Raw genomic sequence first — 16,583 nt, 5'->3', positions numbered from 1 at the left:
GCAGGGCGGATGACGGAAAGACGCCCCCGATTCACGACAAGGCGTACGACGAGGGGACGGCCGTCGGCTCAAGACGAGACGGATGGCGGACGGGCGACCATCGGCTCAAGACAAGGCGGACAGCAGACGGGCGACCATCGACTCAAGACAAGGCGGATGGCGGACGGGCGACCATCGGCTCAAGACAAGGCGGATGGCGGACGGGAGGTCAGCGGCTCAGGATGAGGTGGGTGACGGACGGGCGGTCATCGGTTCAGGATGAGGCGGATGGCGGACGGGAGGTCGAGTTGGCCGTTGAGGCAGCGTTCGGGCTCGCCGTACGCCTGGCCGGGGGTGCAGGGACGGGCGGTGCGCAACAGCGCCTCCCCCACCGCCAGCGGGTCGGCCGGTCGGCCGAGGTGGCGCTGCAGGCTGACCAGCAGGGCGGCGACGCCCGCGACCATGGTGACGGCGACGCAGGTGCCCTTGCGCACCTTGGCGCCACCGCCGGGCAGGGCGCCGAGCACGTCCCCGCCCGGGGCGACGATGCCGTGGCCGCGATAGGGCGCTCCCCAGTTGCTGAGCTGGTACATGATGCCGTCGCTGCGGAGCGCGCCCACGGCCAGCACGCTGGGCAGGATGGCCGGGGCGATGCCGCACTCGCCGTAGTCGTTGCCCGCCGGGGCGACGACCAGCACCCCCGCCTGCCTCGCGCGGTTGATGGACCGTTTGAGCATGTCGTCGGCGTCGCCGGAGGCGGTGTGGAAGGCGGGAACGAACTGGATGACGTCGGCTCCGGCCTCGACGAGCTCGTCGACGGCCCTGGCCGCGTGCAGGGGGTCGGCGGGGACGTCCTCTTCGCAGACGGCCTCGACGAACAGGCCGCGGCACCGGGGTGCCAGTCCGGGCAGCGCGCTGCCCGGCTGGCCGAGCAGCGCACCGGCGGTGAAGGTGCCGTGCTCGACCAGCCTCGGGAAGGGTGGTGCGGGGGGCAGCCACCAGGGGGTGAGCCGGTGCAGGTCGGCGCCTGCCAGGCACGGGTGGGCGGTGTCGGGCGGTCCGTCGTAGACGCCGATGGTGACGGCCGGATCGCCCTGGGTGTGCCGCCACAGGTCGGTGACGCCGGCGACCGCCTCGGCGGGCAGCCGGGCGGGCGGGGGCGGATCTCCCTGATCCTTCCGCCCGTGGCCGGGGTTCGCTGCGGAGGTGGTGCGGGTGTCGGGCATCGGCGGCGCTCCAGGGTGCGGTACGCAGATGGGGCAGGATCAGCGGCGGGTCAGAGGAAGGCGGAGAAGGCCGACGCCCCGGAGAGAGCGGAGAGCCCGGGCAGGGCGGAGAGTCTGGCCTGGTGGTAGGTCGGCAGGGTGTATGTCTGGGGATCGTTGAAGTTGGCGCCGTACAACAGGTAGGCGCGTACCCGGGCCAGATGCTCCGGGGTGTCGGGGGTCAGGTCGACCGTGGTGTAGGGCTGCACCAGCTCGGGCCTGCGCACCGGCGGTGCCTGCGGGGGAAAACTCACCTCGACCAGTCCTTTCTCGATGTCCGAGGTTCGGGGGTTCGATCGGGAACCGGGGGAGCGTCGCCGCCGGGCGCGGGCCCGTGACAGCCTCGTTCGGGACTCGTGACGGGGACCCACCATCCCCTCGCGCGACTCCGGCGGCGGCGCTCCCGGCTCCCGGTCAGCTCTCCGGCCAGCTGCGGATCTCGCCGATGGTGACCGGCATGACGTCCTTGACGTCGATGGTGAAGCGGTAGACCCGCTTGGCGCGGCGGCTGTTCTCGGGGTCGAAGAAGCGCAGCTTGACGTCCCAGCAGTCGCTGTCGGGCCGGGCGTAGGGGCTCTTCTCCACGTCGATGTTCTGCAGCGCCATGCCCCGCCCCAGTGCCCGGCACAGGGTCTCGCGGGCCTGGACGGCGTTGGTCGCGGCGAAGTTCAGCGCCCGGTCACGCGAGGTCGCCCCGAAGTTGCGCAGGTCGTAGTAGATGCGGGCGAGGAAGTCGGCGACCGCGTCGCGGAGCCGGTCGCGGTCGTGGTCTCCCCTGCCGCCACCGCCGCCGGACTTGGGCGGGGGGCAGGGGTCGGCGACGGCGTGGGCCAGGCTGGCGACCGACCAGCCGTACAGGCCGCGGGTGAGATCGACCGCCACCACTGGGACGATCTGCCCGGAGAACAGCTTGACCGTACGGCCCGGCAGGTGGCCGGGCACCGAGACCCGGTCGACGAAGTCGACGTCGTCCAGCAGCTGGCGGCCCAGAAACTCCACCAGCCGGGCGTACACCCCGGGCCCGTAGCCGCCCACGGCCTCGATGGCGTAGATCGGGGTGAGGTCGAGGTTGAGCGTCCAGATCAGCGGGCGCGCCTCGGAGGGGTTCTCGGTGAGGTAGGCGACCATCTGCCGCGGGTCGTACGGGTTGGCGGGCAGGCTCACCCCGTCGACCTCGACGGGCGGCATGAGCTGCTTGTAGGTGTCGCGGCGCGCCTCGGTGCCGAAGTCGTAGCCCAGCGTGCCCAGCGCGTAGATCAGCCGCTGCGCGGCCGGTCGCGCCTCTTCGGCGGAGGGCACGACCCCCGTCTCGGCCGCCGGTGGCGCGGCGGCCCTGCCAGCGGCGGCGGGCGGCACGGCTCCTCCGGCGTCGGCCGGGGCGTCGACCGGCGCCGACAGGCCGACCGAGTGGGCGGCCGCGAACGGGTGAGCGGGGGACGGCCCCACCGCGGACGTCCCCGCGGGAGCACCGGAGGCGCCGGGGCCAAGGGTGAGAGGGGCAGAGGTGCAGTCGCAACGTGGCTGTCCCTGCCCGGACGGGGGCGGCAGGACGTTTCCGGAGAGGACGACCGCCTCCCGTTCCGAGGACTCGGCGTGCACGTCGATCGAGGTCGTGGTCACAGCACTCACCGCTTTCGTGATGTTGAGTTTCCCGGTCAGGTAGCGCGCGCACGCCTCGGTCTCGCCGAGATCGCACGGGTCGGCCGTCTCCAGCAGCAGCCTGCCGACGGCCAGGGGGTCGGGGCGCGCGCCACGGTGGAGCTGCAGGCTCAGCAGCAGCGCGGCCACCCCGGACACGACCGGCGCGGCCAGGCTGGTGCCGCTCAGCCGGGTCGTGCCGCCTCCGGGCACCGCGACCGGCACCTCGTGTCCCGGCGCCAGCAGCCCCTGACGTCCGCTGCCGGGACCCCAGTTGCTGGACGGCAGCGGGTGGCCCGCGTCGTCGCATGCGCCGACCGCGAGCACGCCGGGCAGGGCGGCGGGCACGTGGTCGCACAGGCAGCCGTCGTTCCCGGCGGCGGCCACGATCAGCACGCCGCGCTCCACGCACCGGCGCACCGTCCGTGACAGGAAGTCGTCGGCCTCCTCCGCGGCGGCGAGCTGCCCGCCGCTGACGTTGATCACGTGCGCGCCCTCGTCGGCGGCCGCCTCGATGGCACGCGCCAGGTCCATCTGCGAGGTTCGGGGCCGCCGGTCGCAGAACACCGGCACGCTCACCCCCCGGCATCCGGGGGCCACACCGGGAACCGGGCCGTCGTGCCGGCCGAACAGCACGCTCGCCACGGCCGTGCCGTGAGCCGCCCTCTCACCGGTCGCACCCGCGGCGGCCCAGGCCCCCGCGGCGCGGGTGAGGCGGGCCCCGGCCAGAGCCGGATGATCGGTGTCGACGGCACCGTCGACGACGGCCACCGTGATCCGGTCGTCACCGGTGGTCAGGCGCCACAGCCCCGCCAGCCCCGGGATCGCTGACAACTCACCCATCTCACAGACTCCTGCCGAACCGGCGTGCTCGTGTGTCGGACTCTCGTGACAGTTCGTGACCGTCGGTGAGCGCCGGACTGCCGCGCCGGCGCTCACCTCAGGTGAGGGTTCCTACTCGTCGCCCTCGTCGGCGAAGGGGGTGAAGGCCCAGACCGACGGGGTGACGCCGGCGGCCTCGCTCGCCGGAGCCCCGGTGACGACCCGCTCGACCGGAGCGGTCAGGTTCGGCATGGTGTTCGACGTGCTCATGGTGACTCCTTCACAGGGGAAGTCGGGGTGTCGGTGAGCGCCGACATGTCGCGCCGGCGCTCACCTCGGGGATTCCTACTCGTCGCCCTCGTCGGCGAAGGGGGCGAAGGGCCAGAGCGACGGGGTGACGCCGGCGGCCTCGCTCGCCGGAGCCCCGGTGACGACCCGCTCGACCGGAGCGGACAGGTTCGGCATGGTGCTCATGTGCTCTCCTTTGCAGATGGGAACTGCTTCCGCCCCCACATCCTGACATGACTTTGAGTAATCATTACGCTACGGAGGGCAACCTAAAAACGGACAGTAATGTGGCGCCAGGGACAGAGGTGATCACTGTTAACTTCTGATCTCACGGGATTCGATAGGGGGTGTCCCCTATGATCAAAAAGCTTGACTTTGCACCAATGCGGGGGGAGTCGACGGGGTGGCGGGGATCGACTACAACTACGACGCGCTGGAGCAGTGCCGTACGACCGCCAAGAAGCTGGTCGGGAAGTTCGGCGAGCTGGGCGATCCGTATCCCGCCAGGGGGACCGACTCGACCGTCTTCGGCAGGCTGACCGACTCCGCCGCCCTCGCCGCGGCCCTCGACGGCGTCGAGAAGACGGTCGACGACGAGCTCGCGAACGTCACCGGAAAGCTCAGGGACGTCGAGCGCGCCCTGAACGACATCGAGGACAACGTCCGCAGGGCCAACGCCGCCAACGGGGCCGGGTGACCGTGGGCACCCCGGAAGAGGTCTCCACGCTGCCCGGCGGCGGCGCGCTCTTCGACCTCGCGAACAAGGTGAACGGCGACGCGAGCGCCGTCCGCGCCATGGCGACCCGCTGGCGCGGCACCGCCGGAAAGCTCGTCGAGCACGCCGGGCTCCTCGGCGGCGCGGTCAACGCGGTCGACGAGGCCTGGCGGGGCGAGTCCGCCGACGCCTTCGGCGTCTACATGCGCAAGTACGGCAAGGCGGCCGACGACCTCCACGACGCGCTGGCCAACTGCGCCAACTCCCTCGACACGGCGGCCGGGGCGCTGGCGGACGCCGAGTCGAAGGTCGGCACCATCTGCTCGACGCTCCTCGACGACGTGGCCGTCTACCGCTCCGCCAACCCCAAGGCGAAGGAGGAGGACCTCCAGCCGCACATCACCTCGCTGGTGAACACGGCCGTGGCCGACGCCCGCCCCCACATGGAGGCCGCCGACAAGGCCGTGACCCAGGCGCTCGCCGACGTCAAGAAGTACATGGGCGAGAGGCGGCTCACCTTCGCCGGCATCCCCGCCCCCGGCGACCAGACGTTCGTGCCCGGCCAGGGCCGTACCGTCGTCTGGGAGAGAACCGCCGGTTACCGGCCGCATCCCGAGTCCGGCGGCTCCCCCTCGGGAGTCTCCGGCGGCGGCTTCGGCGGTTACGGGGCGAGCGGACCGCCCCCGCCCGGCGGCGGCCCCGCGCCGACCGGCCGGCTCAAGGAGTGGATCGACCAGGCGCTGGAGATCCTGAGGGCGCAGGGGTACCCGATGGAGAAGATGAATCCGAGTGACATCGCGATGATCATCCAGCACGAGTCGGGCGGCAACCCGAACGCGATCAACCTCTGGGACTCGAACGCGGCGGCGGGCCACCCGTCGAAGGGCCTGATGCAGACCATCGACCCGACCTTCAACAGCCACAAGCTGCCCGGACACGGCGACATCTACAACCCCGTCGACAACATCATCGCGGGGGTCCGCTACGCCATCGGCCGCTACGGCTCGGTCTCGAACGTACCCGGCGTCGTCGGCTCCAAGACCGGCACCGGCTACGTCGGCTACTGACCCCCTCCCAACCCCCGGGACTTCCACCGCCGCCGCCCTCCGACACCCCAGCTCCCACCACCACCAAATCCCCAACACACCACCCGACTTCCGACAACACCAACCTCCACACCACCGACTCGCGTGGCCTGCTCCTCCTCCCCTCCTCCGGGGAACCCCCACGGCGCCGGTACGGCGAGCGGTCGTGCGGTGCCGACCGGCGCCGGTGGGCGGTGCCCGGCCCGATGAGCGGTTCAGGCAGCGACACTAGGCTGGAGCGATGAAGCTGACGAAGTTCGGGCACGCGTGCGTCCGCCTTGAGAAGGGCGACTCGGCCCTGGTGATCGACCCGGGTTCCTTCAGCGAGGAGTCCGCGCTGGAGGGGGCGCGAGCCGTCCTCATCACCCATGAGCACTTCGACCACGTGGAGGCCGACCGGCTGCGCAGGGCGGCCGAGGCCGACCCGTCACTGGAGATCTGGACCAACGAGGCGGTGGCCGCCACGCTGACCGACGTCCCGGCGAAGATCCAGATCGTACGGCACGGCGACACCTTCGACACGGCGGGCTTCGGGGTGAAGGTCGTCGGCGAGTGGCACGCGCTCAACCACCCCGACATGCCGATCGTGCGCAACGTCGGTTTCCTGGTCGACGAGGAGGTCTTCTACCCGGGCGACGCGCTCACCCCGCCCGGCGTCGAGGTTCCCACGCTGCTGGTGCCGACCAACGCGCCGTGGCTGAAGCTCCCCGAGATGGTCGAGTACCTCCGCGAGATCCGTCCCGCCCGGGCCTACTCCACCCACGACGGCCTGCTCAACGACATCGGCCTGGGCCTCGTCGACAGGTGGCTGGAGATGGAGGCCGACGGGCAGAAGGCCGAGATCCGCCGGCTGAAGCCGGGCGAGTCCGTCACGCTGCCGTAGGAGCACCCGCCCCGGACCGCCCGGCGTGGAACCAGGGCCTCGGCCCGCTGCCCGCCGTACCCCTCACCGGCGGGTCAGCAGGTCGCGCAGCGCGCCGGTCACCACGTCGGGGCGTTCCTCGGCCACGAAGTGACCGGCGTCGAAGGTGCGGTGGACGAGGTCGGGCGCCCAGGCTCCCCACAGCGCCTCGGCGTCGTAGGGCAGCACGTCACCCCAGTCGCGCTGCAGCACCGTCACCGGCATCCGCAGCCGGTTGCCCGCCGCCCGGTCCGCTTCGTCGTGGGCCCGGTCGGCGAACGCGCTGGCCCGGTAGTCGGCGACCACGGAAGGCACGGCCGCGCGTGAGGCCCTGAGGTAGGCGGCTCTGACCTCGGCCGGAATCGCCCCGGGGTCCTGGGTCCAGGCGTCGAGGAAATGGCCGAAGAAGTCGTCGGCGCATGCCTCGATCATCCGCTCGGGCAGGCCCACCGGCTGCGCCATCAGGTACAGGTGGAAGCCGACCACGCCGAGCGTGCCGTGCATGACCTCCCACATGTCGAGTGTGGGCAGCACGTCGAGTACGGCCAGGTGGGTGACGACGCCGGGGTGGTCGAGCCCGGCGCGGAAGGCGGCCAGAGCGCCCCGGTCGTGCCCGGCCAGGGCGAAACGGTCGTGACCGAACGCCCTGGCCACCGCGACGGCGTCGGCGGCCATGGCGCGCTTGCCGTAGGTCTCGCCGTCGGTGTCCGCGGGTTTGTCGCTGTCGCCGTACCCGCGCAGGTCGGGGCAGATGACCGTGTGATCGGCCGCGAGGTCGGCGGCGACGTGCCGCCACATCAGGTGGGTCTGCGGGAAGCCGTGCAGCAGCACCAGCGGGGTACCGGAACCGCCGACCGCGACGTTGAGCGAGACGTCGTCCGCGACGGGAACACGGTGGTAGTCGAATCCAGGGATGTTCATGGGCCCCACGCTGCCCCACCGCCGTTGAGACGCCGTTGAGACGGGCATGAGGTCCCGTATACGCGGTCTCAGGCCCGCAGGGCGCGCAGCGCGGCGCGCACCCCGGGCTCGGGACCGCCACGGCCGAGAGCGAGCAGGCCCCGGGTGAGCACGTCGTACGGCTCGCCGTCCCCTCCGGCGCCGCGCAGGGCACGGGCGACGGCCAGGGTGCTGCCCGTCGGATCGAGGGGGCCGGGCTCCCCCTCGTGCGCGCGCAGGGTGGCGACCATGCAGGCGGCCTCCTCGGCCAGCCAGTCGGCGGCGGCCCGGGGCTCGGTGAAGTCGCGTCCGGGGGTCAGCCGGCGCGGCAGGCCGTCAAGGACGGCGGCGGCGTTGCGGACACTGTTGAGCCAGTCGCCCATCAGCCTGGCCAGGGCCCGCACCCGCTCGCCGGGCTCAGCCTTGGCCGCGCCGTACACCCTGAGCAGATCGTGGTAGCGGTAGACACCGGGCGAGGCCGACTCCAGCATGGCCAGATCGACGAGGCTCTCGCACAGCCGTTCCGGCTCCGGCGTGTCCAGGACGACGGCGGCGGTGCGCAGCGTGATCTCTGGGGCGTCGGCGAGTGCCAGCAGGCGGAAGGCCCGGGACTGCTCGGCCGAGAGCTGGTCGTGGCCGAGCGCGAACGTCGCCTCGACCGCCAGGTCCCCCACGGTGAGCTCGGACAGGCGGCGGCGTTCGTCGGCGAGCCGGTCACCGAGCACGGCCAGGCTCCAGCCCGGCCGGGCCGCCAGGCGGGAGGCGGCGATGCGAACCGCCAGCGGCAACCTGCCGCAGAAGGCGACCACCCTCGCGGCGGCCTCGGGCTCAGCGGCCACCCTCTCCTCTCCCGCCACCGCGGCCAGCAGGCCGAGCGCCTCTGCGCGCTCGGGAACCCCCAGGTCGAGCGTGCGGGAGGTGGGCAGGCCCGCCAGGCGGGCCCGGCCGGTGACGATCACCGCGCAGCCCGGTGTGCCCGGGAGCAGCGGCCTGACCTGCGCGGCGGTCGCCGCGTTGTCGAGAAGGACCAGGATCCTCCGATCGGCCAGCAGCGAGCGGTAGAGGGCGGCCCGCTCTTCGGGCTCCTCGGGTATCCGCCCCGCCCCCAGCGCCCGCAGGAACCTCTCCAGCGCCACCGCCGGATCCACCGGCTCGGCGCTCGCCCCGCGCAGGTCGATGGCCAGCTGCCCGTCCGGGAACCGCTCGCGGACCCCGTGCGCGGCCCGTACGGCCAGCGTGGTCTTGCCCACGCCGCCGATTCCCGCCACCGCCACGACCGCCGGGGCCCGCCCCCGCGCCAGGGCCGCCGTCAGCTCCCGCACCTGCGCCGCCCTTCCGGTGAAGTCCGCCACGTCCGCGGGCAGCTGCGCGGGACGCACGACGCCCGCGGGACCGGAGACCGCCGTGCCCGGCGGGGGCCGGCCGGACAGCGGCGGGTCGAAAGAAGCCGGGTCGGACAGGGCCGATTCGGAAGAAGCCGGGCCGGACAGGGCCGGGTCGGCCCTCAGCATGCGCACGTGCAGTTCGGCCAGCTCACGCGACGGGTCGACGCCCAGCTCGTCGGCCAGCAGGGCACGCGTCCGGGCGAAGGCGGCCAGCGCCTCGGCCTGCCGTCCCGACCGGTAGAGCGCCGTCATCAGCGCCCCGCGCAGCCTCTCACGCAGCGGGTGCGCCTCGCTCAGGGCACTCAGCTCGCCCAGCGCCTCGGCGTGCCGTCCCTCGTCCAGGTCCCGCTCGATCCGCCGTTCCAGCACCGACAGACGCCGTTCCTCCAACAGCCCCCGCTGTGCCCCGGCGTAGTCTCCCCCGACCCCCGCCAGTGCCTCCCCGCGCCAGAGCCGCAGCGCCTCGCCGTACCGTTCCTGGCCGGTCAGCCGCTCGAACGCCGCCAGATCCGTCGTGAAACCCGACAACGCGTAGCCGTCGCCCACCGCCGGGACCGCCCCCGCGCCCAGAACCGCCCGTACCCGCGACACATACGTGCGCAGTACGTTGAGCGCCGTACGCGGCGGCCACTGCCCCCACAGCGCGTCGATCAGCGCGTCCCTGCCCACCGCCCGGCCCCCGGCCAGCGCCAGGACCGCCACCAGCAGCCGCTGCATGGGCGCGCCGGGATCCACCTCGACGCCGTCCCGCGACACGCGGACCGGACCGAGCAACGACACTTCGAGCACGTCAGCCAGCGTACGGGCCCCCGGTCCGTGCGAGGCCGTCGCCGGGATCATCGGCGGAGGCCGGGCCCGGGGAGCGCGCCCCCGCGACGCCGCCGCGACACCGCCCGCCCGGCCTGGTGTCGTGGCGGGTCCGCGTCTACCCTTTCTGAGTGGTGATCAGCTTCGGAAGGATCCTCGCCCAGACGGCACCGCGCCCGCCCCAGTGAGAGGAAGAACCGTATGGACCCCCAGGAGCTTCGGCGGCGGTTCGCGACGCTGACGACCGCCCATCTGGCGGACGCCTGCATCCGTGCCCGCGTCCCGGTGCGCTGCGCCCCCGCCTCCACCCGCGCCGTGGTGCCCGGTGACCGTCTGGCCGGGCGCGTGGCCCCCGCCCGGCACGCCGGCAGCGTCGACGTCTTCCTGGAGGCGTTCGAGAAGGCCGCGCCCGGCGACGTGCTGGTCGTCGACAACGGCGGGCGGCTCGACGAGAGCTGCGTCGGCGATCTCGTGGCCCTGGAGGCCCGGTCCGCCGGGCTGGAGGGCGTGGTGATCTGGGGACTGCACCGCGACACCGCCGACATACGGGCGATCGGGCTGCCGGTCTTCAGCCTGGGGTCGATCCCCACCGGCCCCCTGCGCCTCGACGACCGTCCCGAAGGCGCCCTGGAGTCCGCCGTCGTCGGGGAGTGGACGGTCGGCCGTGACGACCTGGTCCTCGGCGACGACGACGGAGTGATCTTCCTGCCCGCGGCCGGTGCCGGGGACCTCCTCACACTGGCGGAGAAGATCCGCGACACCGAACGGCGCCAGGCCGAGCGGATCCACGAGGGCGTCTCCCTGCGCGAGCAGGTGCGCTTCGGCGCCTACCTCGCCGAGCGTGAGCGGACGCCCTCCCTGACCTTCCGCGACCACCTGCGGGCCGTGGGCGGGGCCGTCGAGGAGTGACCCCCGCGCCTACGGCAGGGGGACGCGGATCAGGTCGGGAGCAGGCCCGTCGCCACGCCTCGGCGGTCGCCCGTCAGACCGCCTTGGCGATCGTGGCGGACCCGATCACGGTGTCCTCCAGGTAGAACACGGCGGCCTGTCCGGCGGCGACCCCGGTGGCCGGGGCGTCCAGCGCGATGTGGACCTCGTCCCCGGACAGCTGGATCCGGCAGCCGTAAACCTCTCCGTGGGCCCGCAGCTGGACCGTGCAGGCCAGCGGCTCGCGCGGCTCGGCGACGGGGCCGTTCCACACCGGGCGTCCGGCCACGATGGCGGTGACCTCCAGCGCCGAGCGGGGGCCGACCGTGACCGTGTTGGAGACCGGCTCGATGGACAGCACGTAGCGCGGGCGGCCGTCGGCGGCGGGACGGTCGATGTGCAGGCCCTTGCGCTGGCCGACGGTGAAACCGTACGCGCCCTCGTGCTTGCCGATCACCTCACCGGACTCGTCGACGATCGGGCCCTGGGCGGCACCGAGACGCTCCTCCAGGAACCCCCGGGTGTCGCCGTCGGCGATGAAGCAGATGTCGTGGCTGTCGGGCTTGTCGGCGACCATGAGCCCGCGCCGCGCCGCCTCCTCGCGGACCTGCGCCTTGGTCGAGTCGCCCAGCGGGAAGATCGCGTGTTTGAGCTGCTCCCTGGTGAGCACGCCGAGCACGTAGGACTGGTCCTTGCCCTCGTCGGGACTGCGGCTCAGCACACCGTCGACGATCCGGGCGTGGTGCCCGGTGGCCACCGCGTCGAAGCCGAGCGCGATGGCGCGGTCCAGGACCGCCTCGAACTTGATCTTCTCGTTGCAGCGCAGGCACGGGTTGGGCGTACGGCCCGCGGCGTACTCGCTGACGAAGTCCTCGACCACGTCGCGGTGGAAGCGCTCGGCCATGTCCCAGATGTAGAAGGGGATGCCGATCACGTCGGCGGCCCGGCGCGCGTCGCGGGAATCCTCGATCGTGCAACAGCCCCGGGCGCCGGTCCGGTATGACTGCGGGTTGGCGGACAGGGCCAGGTGCACGCCGGTGACGTCGTGGCCCGCCTCGGCCATGCGGGCGGCGGCCACCGCGGAGTCGACGCCGCCGGACATGGCGGCAAGCACGCGAAGTCTCATAACACCTTGAGCGTACCCGCGTCGGCGCCCACATCGTCGGCCCGGACGAACCGGGCGAGGCGAGCGGGCCGGACGAACCGGGCGAGGCGAACCGGGCGAGGCGAGCGAGGTGGGACGAGCGGGGCGGGGCGGTCAGCCCGGCGTCGTGCCGCGTCCGCGCACCAGCGGCAGGTACACCTCGTCGACGATCTCGACGAGGACGTCGTCGGGCACGGTGGGGGCGCCGCGCGTGATGAACTCGTTGCGCAGCAGCACGACGGCCACGGTGGCGACCCGCGGGTGGAGGGCTTGCGGCACGGCCTCGCCCCGGGCCACGGCGCGCTCCAGGACCGTCAGCCACATGGCGCTTCCGCCGTCGTTGGACTGCTCATGCAGCTGCGCCAGCAGTTGCGGGTCGTCGCCGACGCTCGACAGCAGGCCGCGGAGGATGTCGCCGACGGGCGAGGACCAGTGGCGGTTCGCCCCGCGCAGCAGCGCCAGCACGTCGCCGCGCAGCTCACCGGTGTCGGGCGGCCGCAGCTCGACGACGGTCAGCTGCCGGTAGGCGGCGATGCCGAGGGCGGCGCGGTTCGGCCAGCGGCGGTAGATCGTGTTCTTGTTGGTGCCCGCCCGTTTGGCGACCCGCTCCATGGTCAGCCCCTGGTAACCGGACTCGATGAGCTCGTCGACCGCCGCGCGCAGGATCGCCTGTTCCAGGGTGACCCCGCGCCGCCGCGCCGAGGCGGGGCGGGACCGCTCGGTGGGGTCGTCCTCGGTGGGGTCGTCGGCCATGTTCCCTCGCTGTTCCCTCGCTGTTCCCTCGCTGTTCCCTCGCCGGGTCAGGTCAGGCCCGCGCGGCGGGCGCGTTCCACGACGAGACCGATGACGTCGGCCACCCGGTCGACGTCGGCCGCGATCGAGGTGTGGCCGAGGGAGAAGCGGAGCGAACCGCGCGCCCGCACCGCGTCGGCGCCCATGGCGAGCAGGACGTGGGAGGGCTGGGCGACACCGGCCGAGCACGCCGAGCCCGTCGAGCACTCGACGCCCTTGGCGTCCAGGAGCATGAGCAGCGCGTCGCCCTCGCAGCCGGGGAAGGAGAAGTGCGCGTTGCCGGGCAGCCGGTTCACCGGATCGCCGTTGAGGATCACGTCGGGCACGGCCCGGCGGACCTTGCGGATCAGGTCGTCGCGGAGCTCGGTCAGCCGCGCCGCCGTCTCGGCCTGGCGGGCCACCGCGCTCTGCACCGCCGCGGCGAGACCGGCCACGGAGGGGGCGTCGAGCGTGCCGGAGCGCACGTCGCGCTCCTGCCCGCCGCCGTGCAGGACCGGCACCGGGTCGACGCCCCTGGCCAGCAGCAGGGCGCCGACGCCCATCGGACCGCCCACCTTGTGGCCGGAGAGCGTCAGGGCGTCCACCCCGGAGTCGGCGAACGCGACGGGAAGCTGACCGACGGCCTGGACCGCGTCGGTGTGGAAGGGGATGCCGTGGTCGCGGGCGATGGCGGCGAGCACGCGGACCGCCTGGACGGTGCCGACCTCGTTGTTGGCCCACATGACGCTGACCAGGGCGACGCTGTCGGGGTCGCGCTCGATGGCGGTGCGGAGGGTCTGCGGGTGCACCCGGCCGAACTCGTCGACGTCGAGCAGCTCGACGACGGCGTTCTGGCGGTCGCCCAGCCAGTGGGCGGGATCGAGCCCCGCGTGGTGCTCGACGGCGCTGATCAGGATCCGGTTCGCCCCCTTGGCCCTGCGGGCCCAGTAGAGGCCCTTGATGGCCAGATTGTCGGCCTCGGTGCCGCCGGAGGTGAAGACGACCTCGCTGGGCCGGGCGCCGAGCGCGTCCGCGATGCTCTCGCGTGACTCCTCGACCACCTGGCGGGTCCGGCGGCCCGCGGCGTGGAGCGACGACGCGTTGCCGACCCGGCCGAGTTGGGCTGTCATCGCCTCGATCGCCTCGGGAAGCATCGGCGTGGTCGCCGCGTGATCGAGATAGGCGGACTCCACTGCCGCACTTCCCTTCCCCAGATCGCTCATGGCCTTCCAAGGGTATCCGGGCGCCGCGAAGAACCCACCCCCCGTTTGCCACTAAACCGTCCAGACGGTACAGTAAAACGCATGAGACGGGAAGAGCTGTTGGACGCGGCAGAGGATCTGCTCTGCGACCAGGGCTCTCAGGCGCTCACCCTGGCGGCCGTCGCCGAGCGTGCGGGATGCAGCAAAGGCGGCCTGCTCTACCACTTCGGCACGAAGGAAGCCCTCATCAAGGGCATGGTCGAGCGACTCATCGAAGACTTCGACGAGCTCATCGCCCGTCAGGGCCACGACACCTACACCAAAAACTACCTCGCCGCCACGTTCGCCGCGGTGCGAAGCGGCAGGCTGCGACGCTGGGCCGTGGTCACCGGCGCCTCCGGCAACCTCTATCTGCTCGCCCCGCTGCGCGAGGCGATGGCCCGGTGGCACCGGGAGGGGCTCGACAGCGAGCCCGACCCCGCGGCGGCACGGATCGTGCGTCTCGCCTGTGAGGGACTGTGGGACGTGGCGAGCCACGACCCCGAACTCTACGACGACGCCCGCTACGCCGAGCTGAAACGGCGTCTGCTGGACCTGCTGCCCGCCTGAGCCCCCTCTCGGGACCTGCGCGCCCCCGGGGGCGCCGAGGCGGCGTTCTCCCTGAACAACCCTGGACACCCTGGACACCGGTGACCGGCTTCTGGCGGTCGCTTCCGCGCTTGGCGGAAGCGACCGGTTCCTGTGTCCCCGTTAACAGTCATTCGAAACATGTATTGAAGGGATTGAGTGATGACCCGCGACCTGAGGACGGCCCGCAACGGGGCGGTCCTCACATTCCTGCTGGCCGGCCTGCTGTGCGGATCGATGACCGTGCGCATCCCCGCGCTGTCCGACAAACTCGGCCTGTCCGAGGCGTCGGTCGGCGTCACCCTCCTCGTGTGGGGTCTGGGCGCGCTGGTCACCATGCAGTCGATGCGCGGGGTGATGGCGCGGCTCGGCAGCCGGAGCATTCTGCGGGTCGGCGCTCCCCTCTGCGCGGCCACCCTGGCCGTGCTGGCGTTCGCCCCGACGTTCCCGTTGCTGCTGGTCGCCGCCGCGCTCTTCGGCATGGCGTTCGGCGCGGTCGACGTCGCCATGAACGCGCAGGGCTCGACGGTCGAGCGCGCCTACGGCAGGCCGCTGATGAACGGCATGCACGCGGGCTGGTGCGTGGGAGCCATCTCCGCCGGTCTGCTCGGCACCGCGGCCATCGCGGCGGGACTGTCGGTCACGGCCCACCTGGCCCTGGTCGCCCTGCTCTCCCTGCCCCTGCTGGTCTTCGTCAGCCGCACCTACCTGCCGGACCCCGTCGTCTCCGGGGCGGCCGCCGCCACGGCCGGACGCCGGATGCCGCCGGTGGTCTACCTGCTCGGTGTGATCGCCTTCTGCGCGTTCATGGTCGAGGGCACGGTCGCCGACTGGAACGGCCTCTACCTGCGCGACACCCTCGGCGCCCCCGAGGCCCTGGCCGCGCTGGGCTACCCGATCTTCGAGGCGGGCATGCTGTTCGGCCGTCTCACCGGCGACCGGGTCCGCGCCCGGTTCGGGGCACGCGGCATGATCGTGACCGCCGGGCTGGCGACCGCGGCGACCTTCACCGCGGTCCTGACGGCCCCGACGGCCCTGGTCGCCCTCGTCGTCATGCTCTTCGTGGGCGTCGCGGTGGCGACGGTCTCCCCCATGGCCATGTCCCTGGCGGGCGGCGCGGTCGAGAACCCGGGCCCGGCCATCGCCCAGACCGGCGCGATGGGCTACGCGGGCCTGCTGCTCGGTCCGGTGATCATCGGGTTCCTCTCCGACGCGGCCTCGCTCAAGACCGCCCTCGGCATCGCCGTCGTCCTCGGCGTCGTCATCGCCCTGGTCGCCCGGTTCCTGCCCCGCCCCGGTACGGCCCCGGCCCCGGCCCCCGCCGAGACACCCGAGCGCGAACTGTCCATGGCCGCCTGACCAGCGCGCGCGAACACGTACGGGCACGTGCGGACCGGCCCGCCGAACCGCGGGCGGGGCCGGGACGCACGTGACCCATAGACGAACAACTCCCAAACAAAAGATCCAAATTGGGCATTTCCGCGCGTCTTGGTGATCGTTGATCTACAGTCCCAGCTGTTGGTTTACCAACAGTCAGGAAAGTCGTGAAAACGACCCGTCAGAACAAGGAGAAGCCCATGAAACGTGTTCTCTCCGGAGTGGCCGCCCTCGCGGCCGTGGCGACGCTCGGCCTGGCCGTCCCCGCCCAGGCCCGGCAGGCCGACCCGGCCCCCCAGGCAGCCCTGGGTCCGGCCGCCTACTTCGAGTTCACCGACTCCGGCAACGCCAAGTTCGTCTTCAAGCTCACCGACCCCACCAAGATCCAGCACGCCAGGGACCTGCTGAACGGCGCGACCACCGCGAAGCCCAGCGTCATGGGCAAGATCGCCGTGGGAACCGCCTCCTACAACCCGGCCTGGAGCTACCACTACATCCCCTCCACGGTCCAGTTCTTCGAAGGCGCCACCGAGGTGTGCGACGCCGGGATCGCCTACGTCGAGGAGCACCTGTCCGAGGTGGGCGGCTCGTTCCTGCCCGGCAACGCCTGGTGCCCCTGGAGCTCCCGGCTGGTGCGGGAGGTTTCCGCGCCGTGAGACCGCACCTGTCGTGAGGCCGCACCCGCGGTGAGGTGAACGGGACCCCCGGAGC

Annotated in this window: 17 protein-coding genes; 7 read left to right on the top strand and 10 right to left on the bottom strand. The window is 72.6% G+C overall.

Features of this window, described 5'->3' with window-relative positions:
* Positions 1-245: 245 nt before the first annotated feature.
* The 5 genes from AB0N02_RS25535 to AB0N02_RS25515 all read right to left on the bottom strand — a co-directional run bounded on the left by AB0N02_RS25535 (position 246) and on the right by AB0N02_RS25515 (position 4,178).
* Entirely contained in the window at positions 246-1,205 is a 960-nt protein-coding gene (locus AB0N02_RS25535) for a S8 family serine peptidase (protein WP_363951198.1), read from the bottom strand.
* 50 nt (positions 1,206-1,255) lie between these two features.
* A complete protein-coding gene (locus AB0N02_RS25530; RefSeq protein ID WP_363951195.1) occupies positions 1,256-1,498 on the bottom strand; it encodes a cyanobactin biosynthesis system PatB/AcyB/McaB family protein in 243 nt (80 codons plus the stop codon).
* A gap of 160 nt (positions 1,499-1,658) precedes the next feature.
* Complete coding sequence (locus AB0N02_RS25525) at positions 1,659-3,725, bottom strand: PatA/PatG family cyanobactin maturation protease (RefSeq protein ID WP_363951193.1); 2,067 nt, start codon at positions 3,723-3,725, stop codon at positions 1,659-1,661.
* Positions 3,726-3,836: 111 nt separating this feature from the next.
* On the bottom strand, positions 3,837-3,974 hold the full coding sequence (locus tag AB0N02_RS25520; RefSeq protein ID WP_363951190.1) for a hypothetical protein: 138 nt from the start codon (positions 3,972-3,974) through the stop codon (positions 3,837-3,839).
* A 75-nt stretch (positions 3,975-4,049) separates the two neighbouring features.
* Positions 4,050-4,178, bottom strand: a complete 129-nt coding sequence (locus AB0N02_RS25515; protein WP_363951188.1) for a hypothetical protein — start codon at positions 4,176-4,178, stop codon at positions 4,050-4,052.
* A gap of 217 nt (positions 4,179-4,395) precedes the next feature.
* Here AB0N02_RS25515 and AB0N02_RS25510 point away from each other — a divergent pair, with 217 nt between their 5' ends.
* The 3 genes from AB0N02_RS25510 to AB0N02_RS25500 all read left to right on the top strand — a co-directional run bounded on the left by AB0N02_RS25510 (position 4,396) and on the right by AB0N02_RS25500 (position 6,675).
* Entirely contained in the window at positions 4,396-4,689 is a 294-nt protein-coding gene (locus tag AB0N02_RS25510; RefSeq protein WP_363951185.1) for a hypothetical protein, read from the top strand.
* 2 nt (positions 4,690-4,691) lie between these two features.
* Entirely contained in the window at positions 4,692-5,774 is a 1,083-nt protein-coding gene (locus AB0N02_RS25505; protein ID WP_363951182.1) for a transglycosylase SLT domain-containing protein, read from the top strand.
* 259 nt (positions 5,775-6,033) lie between these two features.
* Positions 6,034-6,675 (top strand): MBL fold metallo-hydrolase, encoded by a 642-nt coding sequence (locus tag AB0N02_RS25500; RefSeq protein ID WP_363951180.1) that lies wholly within the window; start codon positions 6,034-6,036, stop codon positions 6,673-6,675.
* Positions 6,676-6,738: 63 nt separating this feature from the next.
* Here AB0N02_RS25500 and AB0N02_RS25495 read toward each other — a convergent pair whose 3' ends face one another.
* Both AB0N02_RS25495 and AB0N02_RS25490 read right to left on the bottom strand, forming a co-directional pair.
* Positions 6,739-7,614, bottom strand: a complete 876-nt coding sequence (locus AB0N02_RS25495; RefSeq protein WP_363951178.1) for an alpha/beta hydrolase — start codon at positions 7,612-7,614, stop codon at positions 6,739-6,741.
* A gap of 68 nt (positions 7,615-7,682) precedes the next feature.
* Positions 7,683-9,806, bottom strand: coding sequence for a BTAD domain-containing putative transcriptional regulator (locus tag AB0N02_RS25490; protein ID WP_363951176.1), 2,124 nt, complete (start codon positions 9,804-9,806; stop codon positions 7,683-7,685).
* Positions 9,807-10,025: 219 nt separating this feature from the next.
* On the opposite strand from AB0N02_RS25490, the gene AB0N02_RS25485 reads away from it, so the two are divergent.
* Positions 10,026-10,733: an RraA family protein gene (locus tag AB0N02_RS25485; RefSeq protein WP_363951174.1), complete on the top strand. Its 708-nt coding sequence runs from the start codon at positions 10,026-10,028 to the stop codon at positions 10,731-10,733.
* Between the two features lie 73 nt (positions 10,734-10,806).
* Here AB0N02_RS25485 and mnmA read toward each other — a convergent pair whose 3' ends face one another.
* From mnmA to AB0N02_RS25470, 3 genes are all read right to left on the bottom strand, one after another.
* A complete protein-coding gene (gene mnmA / locus AB0N02_RS25480) occupies positions 10,807-11,877 on the bottom strand; it encodes a tRNA 2-thiouridine(34) synthase MnmA (RefSeq protein ID WP_363951172.1) in 1,071 nt (356 codons plus the stop codon).
* A gap of 132 nt (positions 11,878-12,009) precedes the next feature.
* Positions 12,010-12,648 carry a TetR/AcrR family transcriptional regulator gene (locus AB0N02_RS25475; protein ID WP_363951170.1) on the bottom strand — a complete coding sequence of 213 codons (639 nt, stop codon included), beginning with the start codon at positions 12,646-12,648 and terminating at the stop codon, positions 12,010-12,012.
* A gap of 47 nt (positions 12,649-12,695) precedes the next feature.
* Positions 12,696-13,889, bottom strand: coding sequence for a cysteine desulfurase family protein (locus AB0N02_RS25470; RefSeq protein ID WP_363951167.1), 1,194 nt, complete (start codon positions 13,887-13,889; stop codon positions 12,696-12,698).
* 81 nt (positions 13,890-13,970) lie between these two features.
* On the opposite strand from AB0N02_RS25470, the gene AB0N02_RS25465 reads away from it, so the two are divergent.
* The 3 genes from AB0N02_RS25465 (at position 13,971) to AB0N02_RS25455 (ending at position 16,528) form a co-directional block, all read left to right on the top strand.
* On the top strand, positions 13,971-14,477 hold the full coding sequence (locus tag AB0N02_RS25465; protein WP_363951164.1) for a TetR/AcrR family transcriptional regulator: 507 nt from the start codon (positions 13,971-13,973) through the stop codon (positions 14,475-14,477).
* Positions 14,478-14,657: 180 nt separating this feature from the next.
* Complete coding sequence (locus tag AB0N02_RS25460; RefSeq protein ID WP_363951161.1) at positions 14,658-15,854, top strand: MFS transporter; 1,197 nt, start codon at positions 14,658-14,660, stop codon at positions 15,852-15,854.
* A gap of 218 nt (positions 15,855-16,072) precedes the next feature.
* Positions 16,073-16,528: a calmodulin-binding protein gene (locus AB0N02_RS25455; RefSeq protein ID WP_363951159.1), complete on the top strand. Its 456-nt coding sequence runs from the start codon at positions 16,073-16,075 to the stop codon at positions 16,526-16,528.
* Positions 16,529-16,583: the final 55 nt, after the last annotated feature.

It is taken from the genome of Streptosporangium sp. NPDC051022, from assembly GCF_040683035.1.
Lineage (GTDB): Bacteria > Actinomycetota > Actinomycetes > Streptosporangiales > Streptosporangiaceae > Streptosporangium.
The sequence above is the reverse complement of the archived record's forward strand: the minus strand, read 5'-3'. Positions and strand labels throughout refer to the sequence as shown.

What these genes read in the sequence shown, in the direction of transcription:
- AB0N02_RS25500 (WP_363951180.1), top strand. Translation starts at nt 6,034, where the DNA reads ATGAAGCTGACGAAGTTCGGGCACGCGTGCGTCCGCCTTGAGAAGGGC.
- AB0N02_RS25535 (WP_363951198.1), bottom strand. Translation starts at nt 1,205, where the DNA reads ATGCCCGACACCCGCACCACCTCCGCAGCGAACCCCGGCCACGGGCGG.
- AB0N02_RS25515 (WP_363951188.1), bottom strand. Translation starts at nt 4,178, where the DNA reads ATGAGCACCATGCCGAACCTGTCCGCTCCGGTCGAGCGGGTCGTCACC.
- AB0N02_RS25470 (WP_363951167.1), bottom strand. Translation starts at nt 13,889, where the DNA reads ATGAGCGATCTGGGGAAGGGAAGTGCGGCAGTGGAGTCCGCCTATCTC.
- AB0N02_RS25475 (WP_363951170.1), bottom strand. Translation starts at nt 12,648, where the DNA reads ATGGCCGACGACCCCACCGAGGACGACCCCACCGAGCGGTCCCGCCCC.
- AB0N02_RS25460 (WP_363951161.1), top strand. Translation starts at nt 14,658, where the DNA reads ATGACCCGCGACCTGAGGACGGCCCGCAACGGGGCGGTCCTCACATTC.
- AB0N02_RS25485 (WP_363951174.1), top strand. Translation starts at nt 10,026, where the DNA reads ATGGACCCCCAGGAGCTTCGGCGGCGGTTCGCGACGCTGACGACCGCC.
- AB0N02_RS25525 (WP_363951193.1), bottom strand. Translation starts at nt 3,725, where the DNA reads ATGGGTGAGTTGTCAGCGATCCCGGGGCTGGCGGGGCTGTGGCGCCTG.
- mnmA (WP_363951172.1), bottom strand. Translation starts at nt 11,877, where the DNA reads ATGAGACTTCGCGTGCTTGCCGCCATGTCCGGCGGCGTCGACTCCGCG.
- AB0N02_RS25495 (WP_363951178.1), bottom strand. Translation starts at nt 7,614, where the DNA reads ATGAACATCCCTGGATTCGACTACCACCGTGTTCCCGTCGCGGACGAC.
- AB0N02_RS25455 (WP_363951159.1), top strand. Translation starts at nt 16,073, where the DNA reads ATGAAACGTGTTCTCTCCGGAGTGGCCGCCCTCGCGGCCGTGGCGACG.
- AB0N02_RS25465 (WP_363951164.1), top strand. Translation starts at nt 13,971, where the DNA reads ATGAGACGGGAAGAGCTGTTGGACGCGGCAGAGGATCTGCTCTGCGAC.
- AB0N02_RS25520 (WP_363951190.1), bottom strand. Translation starts at nt 3,974, where the DNA reads ATGAGCACGTCGAACACCATGCCGAACCTGACCGCTCCGGTCGAGCGG.